Here is a 7670-nt window from a genome sequence, read left to right on the forward strand (position 1 = left end):
TAATTAAAGAATAAATTATATTAAATTATAATATAATAAATAAAACTAGTTTAAAAATTTCAAAACTATTAAACAATTATAGTTTAATATTTTAAAACACAATTAAATAATAAAATTTTATTTTATATCAAATTATAAGGAAATTAAAAAATGAAAGTAGCAATTGTATCAGGAAAAGGAGAAGGACCAACAAGATTAAATGCCTTTGATAATGCACTAAGTGATGCAGGAATCGGAGATGTTAATCTAATAAAGGTTTCAAGTATGTTAGGAAAACAAACCGAAATTGTAGAACTACCTAAACTTAAACCAGGTGCAATGGTAAATTGTGTTCTTTCAAACATAACATCAAATAATAAAGGAGATACAATTACTGCATGTGTAGCAGTTGCTATAGGTGATGAATTAGGTTGTGTTGTTGAAACAACCAATGTCAATGTTTCTAATGAAGAAAACAGGAAAGAAGCTGTAGAAATGGTTAAATATATGATGCGTAAGCGAAATGTTAAAATCAATCAAATGATTGTTGAAGACTCAACACATACTGTTAAAAAAATTGGATCTGTTGTTGCATCAGTTGTTTATATTAATGATGATATTATTGATGAATAAATTGTTTAATAAAAAGTATCATTTAATTAAAATATTATTAAATAAAAAAATTGTAAATTTATAATATATAAATGAGGGATTCTATGAATGAAGAAGAAATAGAGATGTGTAAACAAATATCTCTTGATATTATAGAGAATGTTGAAAATGCAGTAAAAGTACATTTTGGAAAAGAAGAATCTGGAAAATTTGTTAAAATAGGAGCTGATGGAACACCTACATCTCGTATTGATTTAGCTGCTGAAGACCAAGTTATATCATATCTTAAAAATCAAGACTTCATATGTTACCTTATTAGTGAAGAAATAGGAGAATTAAAACTTGGACAAGGAATGATGGAAGAAGTAAATATTACTGAAGAACTTATAGAAGAAAAAACACCAGAATCTAAATATATATTTTTATGTGATCCTTTAGATGGAACAAGTAATGCAATTAAAAACATACCTGCATTTGGTATATCAATAGCAATAGCACCAGTTCCAAAAGGAAGAGTTGCAACACTTGAAGATGTTGAAATAGGTACAATTAAAAACTTTGCAAATGGAGATATATGCCAAGCAGTAAAAGGAAAAGGAGCATTACTTAATGATAAAGAAATGCATCCAAGTAAAGAAGATCAACTTGATAAAATTTCACTTGGTGGATTTACAAAAAGTAAAACAGTATCTGTTTCTTCTCTTGTAGATACTGCAAGAAGAATGAGAGTTCTTGGTTCTGTTGTTCTTGAATTATCTTATATAGCATGTGGAAAATATGATGCATTCCTTGATTTAAGAGGAAGTAGAGTAATTGATATTGCTGCAAGTCAATTAATAGTTAAAGAAGCAGGAGCAATTGTTACAAATAAATATGGTGAAAAACTAGATACAAAATTAAGTATTTATGAAAAAGTTATAGTTATTGGTGCAAGTAATAAAAAACTCCATGAAAAACTTATTAAAATCATAAATAATGATGAAACTAAGGATATTGATTCTGTTGCAATAGTTTCAAGAATTGATGAATATAAATCAATGCTCTTTGCAGTTAAAATTGCAAACACATTACTTGATAAAGGTATTAATGTATCTATTGAAACATCCCTTGCTAAAAAACTTACTGAACTAAAAAATAACCCTCATCTTTTAAAAATCATTAAAGATACACAGAAAAAAGCACCAAGCATTGCAAAACAAATAGAAAATATAAACTTCAATGGTCTTGCAACAGATCTTCAAGATTTAAGATGTGATTTTGCAATTATCCTTGGTGGTGATGGTACATTACTTAGAACACAATCCCATATAACAACTGAAATACCAATATTTGGTATTAACATGGGTACAGTTGGATTCTTAACTGAAATTGAAGTTAATGATACATTTAAAACCTTAGATAGTATTTTAGATGGTAAATATTATAAAGAAAAACGTAGTCAAATCATTGTCTCACATGAAAATCATGAATACACTGCATTAAATGAAGTTGTAATCATGACAGATAAACCTGCTAAAATGTTACAATTTGAAATTTCAGTAGATGGAGAAATTGTAGAAGAATTTAGAGCTGATGGTTTAATTATTTCTACACCAAGTGGTTCTACAGCATATTGTATGTCTGCAGGAGGACCTATTGTAGATCCTAAAGTTAGAGGATTTGTAATTGTACCAATTTGCCCATATAAATTAGGTGTAAGACCATTTGTTGTATCTGATAGTAGTGAAATACGTGTTAAATTACTTAAAAGAGGTAAAAGTGCAATATTTGTAATGGATGGTCAAAACATCGAAAAAGTAAATTATATGGAAGAATTAATCTTTAAAAAATCACAAAAAGATGTTACTTTCATTAGAACAAATAATAAATACTTTTATAGCAAAGTAAAAGCTAAATTAAGTGAAGGTGGAATTAACACCGAACCAAGAAGAATTTAAATCTTTATAAATTAAATTCTAAAATAAATAAGGTTTTAAAAACCTTATTTATACTATTTTTATTTGAAATTTATTTAATTATAAACTTTAGATGAAAATAAAATAAAATTTAGTAATAAAAATAATATAAAAATTAATACAAAATTTATAAAAACTAAATTTAATAAAAATTCTATAAATCAAAAAATAAAGTAAAAAACATGTGATATTATGAAATATCTTGTAGTTGATATGACTCATGGTGGAGTAAAAATAGCAATTTCATTAAAAAAACAAAATAATAAAAATATTGTTTATGTATATGACATTTATAATACATTAAATGAAGATAAAAGAAAAGTTCTTCAATTTTACAATGTTAAAATTATTGAAGATATTTCAAAGTTGAAAAATATAGAAAACCTAAATATAATATCACCAATACACTGTATGCTTCAAAAAGAAGATTATAAAAAAATCATAAATCCAAAGATTAAATACTATACACACCATGAAGGAGTAAAAATAATACTTGAAAATTGGACTAAAAAAATGGAAAAACTAAATATTCCAATAATTGAAATTATAGGAGTAAAAGGTAAAACAAGTACCTGCTTTATATTAAAAGAAATCCTTAATAATCCACTTATACTAAGTAGTTTTGGAGCATACCTATTTAAAAACAATAAAAAAATCACATTAGCAAAAAATATCAGTATTACACCAGCAAATATTATAGAAACAATTGAAACAGCAAGAAAAATAGAAAATCCAAAATGTAGTCTTGAAAATGATGGAAACACAAAAAATAACATAGGATATAAATCTGCAATATTTGAATCATCACTTGGAGCATGTGGTATTGGAGATATTGGAATATTAACAAATATTGTTGAAAATTATCAAATAGCAAAAGGTAAATCTAATGCAGAAATTGCAAAAAAACAAATATTTAATTGTAAATATATTGTAGCAAATTTAGAAACAATAAATAAATATTATCCAGAATTTAAAAATAAAGATAATATTAACACATTTACTATTTATAAAGAAAATACAGATAATAATGCAAACTTAATAGCTAAAAATATCCAGTATAATCTAGAAAAAACCAAATTAACAATAGAATATAAAGATTTAATTACAAATAAAAAAAATAAAATTAATGGAAAATTTGATATTGAAATATTTGCTCCAGGAGAATATCATGTAATGAACTTTTTAGCAGGAATTACATGTGGATTAAGTCTTGGAATAAATGAAGAAGAAATTAGTAAAAAAATAAGAAAATTTAAAGGATTGCCTGGAAGAACATCACTTAAAAAAATAAAAAATTCAATAATAATTGAAGAAATCAATCCTGGAATAAATACAAAAGCAATTGAAAAATCAATTAAAATGATATCACAATATGATAATTACACTATAATAATTGGTGGAAAATATGGTATTACATGTGAAGAAATAGATGAAGACAAACTTGGAAATTCATTAAATAATATTCTTATGAAAGATAAAGAAAATAAAATTATATTAACTGATGAATTAGGTAAATCATTACTAAATAAAATTAAAGATAAAAATAAAGTAAAATATATTGATAATCTAAATTCAGCAATAGATTATGGAATAGAAAATAATAAAAATATTTTATTAATCTATAGATCAAATTATAGTCAAATAAATAAAAGATGAGTATTTTAATAAAAAATACCTTAAAAAATAGAATAATAAAGAATTGTAAAAAAATAGAATAATAAAAAATTGTAAAAAAATACTTTAAAAAATAGAATAATAAAAAATAAAATAAAAATCTTTAAGAAATTAAACATAAATTAATAAAAGATAAAAAGAAAAAATAATAATAATAATAAAATTATTAATTAAAACTTTAAATAAAAAGGAGTGAAAAGATGAAAGTAGGAACAAGAGGAAGCCAATTAGCACTTACACAAACAAAACAAACATGCCAAGAACTTGCTAATATTACTGGTGAAAAAATAGAAATTGACATAATAAAAACAAAAGGAGATAAAATTACAAACTCCCAGTTATATAACATGGATTCAAAAGGACTATTCACAAAAGAATTAGACTTAGCAGTTCTTGATGAAGATGTTGATTTTGCAGTACATAGTCTTAAAGATGTTCCAACAGAACTTGATAATGATTTAACAATTGCAGCAGTTCCTACAAGAGAAAAACCAAATGAAATTCTAATTTCAAATAAAAGTTGGGAAGAATTAGGACCTGGTTCAAAACTTGGATCAAGTAGTTTAAGAAGAGAAGCATTCTGTAAATACCATAATAAAGAATTTGAATTTAAACCATTAAGAGGAAATGTAGAAACAAGAATTAAAAAAGTTCTTGATGGCCAAGCAGATGCAACATTAATGGCTGAAGCAGGAATTAATAGATTAAATTTAAGAAAATATATTAAAGAAGAATTCCCAACAGATTATATAACACCCGCAGCAGGTCAAGGAGCACTTGCAGTTATTACAAGAAAAGATAATAAAGAAGTAATAAACACACTTAAAAAAATAGATGATTATAATACAAACAAAGCAGTACTTGCTGAAAAAACAGTACTATATGAACTTGGTATAGGATGTCAATGGCCACTTGGTTCATATGCTAAATTAAATAAAGATAATAAACTTGAACTTTACTCAATCTTATTAAATGAAGATGGTGAAATATTACATCAAGTTAAAGCTGCATCTTCAATCAAATCTGCAAAAGAATTAGGAGTTAAAGTTGGAAGAGAATTACTTGAATACTTATAATATTTAAACTTCTAATTTTACTTTTTTTCTATGAAAAAAACTTATTTAAACTTTAATTTTTACTTTTTCTATAAACTAAATTAAAAAAACACTTAATAAATCTCTAATTTTTACTTTTTTTATATAAACTAAAATAAAAAAAACACATAATAAATCTCTAATTTTTAATTTTTCTATAATATAATATTAATTTACATACTATTTTTAAAAATAATAAAAATAAATTTTTTAATAATTTATTAAAACAATTTATTTAATTATTTAATAAATATTAATAAAATAATTTAAAAAAAATATGAAAATAATGAAAAATAGCTAAATAAGATATAAAATAAGATAAAAATACTTAAAAACTAAAAAGAATTAAAAAATATAAAAATAGCTAAAAAAACTAAAAATAGCAAAATAAACTAAAATAAAAAAATAAAAAATAGTAGGATAATATTATCCTAATCTAGAAACACTAATTAATGATTTAACAGGAACATTATCAATATAATCGAAACCTGCTTTATCAATTAAAACAGCAATAGCAATTGGTTCTCCACCAAGAGTTTTAATTGTATTAATTACTTCATCCATAGTTTTTCCACTAGTGATTACATCATCAACTACAACAACTCTTTTTCCTTCAACAGAAGCAAAATTAGTACTGATAGTACCAGCATTATCAGCAAAATCTTCATTTTCTATTTTTGTTTTTTGTGGATGGAAAACTGCAAGAGCTGTATCATAACCCATTTCATAAGAATAATAATCTGCCATCATAGTTGCAAATGGAATACCACTAACAGCAATACCAAGAATTACATCAGCTTCTCCTTCAGTAAGAGTCATATCACTTAAAGCTGCTGAAACATATTTAAGTCTTGTAGAACTTCCACCAAGACTATTCCAATTTACAGCAAAATCGACAGGAACATCCTCTTTTTTAGCATTAGTAGCTTGTTGAAGTGTTAACCATCTAGCAGTATCAATAGATACATTTAATTCATCAGCAATTTCACCAGTAGTTAATCCATGAGCCCTTAATTCATGAGCCTTTTCAATAAGTTCAGTGTTATCCATATAATCACCAATTATAAAAATTAAATTTAATCTTCTAATTCATCAAAAGAAATTGGTCTTTGGACACGTGAAGATTTATCTGCAGCAATAACCATTTTAAGAGCATTAAGACCATCTTCACCAGTAATAACAGGTTGTTTATTATTAGCAACAGCATCTAAAAAAGAACTTAATTCTTCTTTTAATGGTTCTTTATGTTCAATTTGGATATCTTGTGCAAATTTACCATGAACATCAATACTTTGATCAATATAATCTACACTAATAATTCCATCAGTCCCAGTAATGGATATTTCTCTTCTTTTATAAGGAGTTAACCAGTTAACTTCAAGCATACCAGTTGTTCCACCAGCAAAATTAACCATAATTTCTGCATGATCTTCATATTCACAATCTTCTAAAATACTACCCATTGTAGCATATACTTGTTTTACATCTTGATCAAATAAGTAGTACATTACATCTAAATCATGAATAGCTAAATCTATTGCAACACCTACATCTCTTATTCTAGGTGGATATGGACCTACTCTTTTAGCTGATGCAGATACAACATCACCAATGACATCATTGTCAATTAATTCTTTAGCTTTTTGTACAGCTGGATTAAATCTCTCTACATGTCCAGTTGCAAGTAATACTCCTTTATCATGAGCTGCTTGAATCATTTCTTCAGCTTCTTCTAAACTAAATGCTATTGGTTTTTCAACAAGAACATGTTTTCCATGTTCAATAGCTGCCATTACTGCATCATGGTGAAAAGTGGTTGGTACACATACATTTACAACCTCTATTTCAGGATCATTTAATAAATCTTCATAATCAGCATAAGGTTTTGCATCAAATTTAGTTGCTACTTTATTTAAAGTATTTTCTGATACATCTGATACTGCAATAAGATTTGCATTCTCCAATTTATAATATACACGGGCATGGTTGTATCCCATTGCTCCAACACCGATAACACCTACATTAATGTTCTTCACACTATTCCTCCGATAACTTATAACTTATAATAATATTAATTTCAAGATATTTAAAAATATCTTTTTTAATTGAAAATTGAAAAATCTTTAAAAATAGCTTTAATAAAATTAAAATTTTTAAAAATAATCTTTATTCCATTTATAAAAATTTAATAGTATTTACTAATCTTATATAATTATTTAAATTTAATTTAATATAAAATTTACCTTCTAATTAAAAAATAAAAAATTAAAAAATAAACAAAATAAAATCAAAATAAATAAACAAACATTAAGTAAAAATATAAAAAATAGAGAATAATGAATGATATAATCTAAAA

The 7670-nt window shown here is 24.7% G+C and carries 6 protein-coding genes; 4 read left to right on the forward strand and 2 right to left on the reverse strand.

From position 1 onward, the window contains the following. Nucleotides 1–150 precede the first annotated feature (150 nt). The 4 genes from BGI41_RS05485 (at nucleotide 151) to hemC (ending at nucleotide 5296) form a co-directional block, all read left to right on the forward strand. On the forward strand, nucleotides 151–612 hold the full coding sequence (locus BGI41_RS05485) for a pyruvoyl-dependent arginine decarboxylase (RefSeq protein WP_088539313.1): 462 nt from the start codon (nucleotides 151–153) through the stop codon (nucleotides 610–612). Between the two features lie 83 nt (nucleotides 613–695). Then, on the forward strand, nucleotides 696–2528 hold the full coding sequence (locus BGI41_RS05490) for a bifunctional NADP phosphatase/NAD kinase (protein ID WP_088539315.1): 1833 nt from the start codon (nucleotides 696–698) through the stop codon (nucleotides 2526–2528). Nucleotides 2529–2738: 210 nt separating this feature from the next. Beyond that, a complete protein-coding gene (gene cfbE / locus BGI41_RS05495; protein ID WP_088539317.1) occupies nucleotides 2739–4202 on the forward strand; it encodes a coenzyme F430 synthase in 1464 nt (487 codons plus the stop codon). 218 nt (nucleotides 4203–4420) lie between these two features. Then, the gene (gene hemC / locus BGI41_RS05500; RefSeq protein ID WP_088539319.1) at nucleotides 4421–5296 is read left to right on the forward strand and encodes a hydroxymethylbilane synthase; all 876 of its coding nucleotides are present in this window, start codon (nucleotides 4421–4423) and stop codon (nucleotides 5294–5296) included. Between the two features lie 444 nt (nucleotides 5297–5740). Here the strand turns inward: hemC and BGI41_RS05505 are convergent, their stop codons facing one another. Then, a complete protein-coding gene (locus tag BGI41_RS05505) occupies nucleotides 5741–6364 on the reverse strand; it encodes an orotate phosphoribosyltransferase-like protein (RefSeq protein WP_088539321.1) in 624 nt (207 codons plus the stop codon). 26 nt (nucleotides 6365–6390) lie between these two features. Continuing rightward, nucleotides 6391–7350, reverse strand: coding sequence for a Gfo/Idh/MocA family protein (locus BGI41_RS05510; protein WP_088539323.1), 960 nt, complete (start codon nucleotides 7348–7350; stop codon nucleotides 6391–6393). Nucleotides 7351–7670: the final 320 nt, after the last annotated feature.

Origin of the sequence: Methanobrevibacter sp. 87.7, from assembly GCF_002208625.1 — an archaeon.
In the GTDB taxonomy this organism is placed as follows: Archaea; Methanobacteriota; Methanobacteria; order Methanobacteriales; family Methanobacteriaceae; genus Methanarmilla.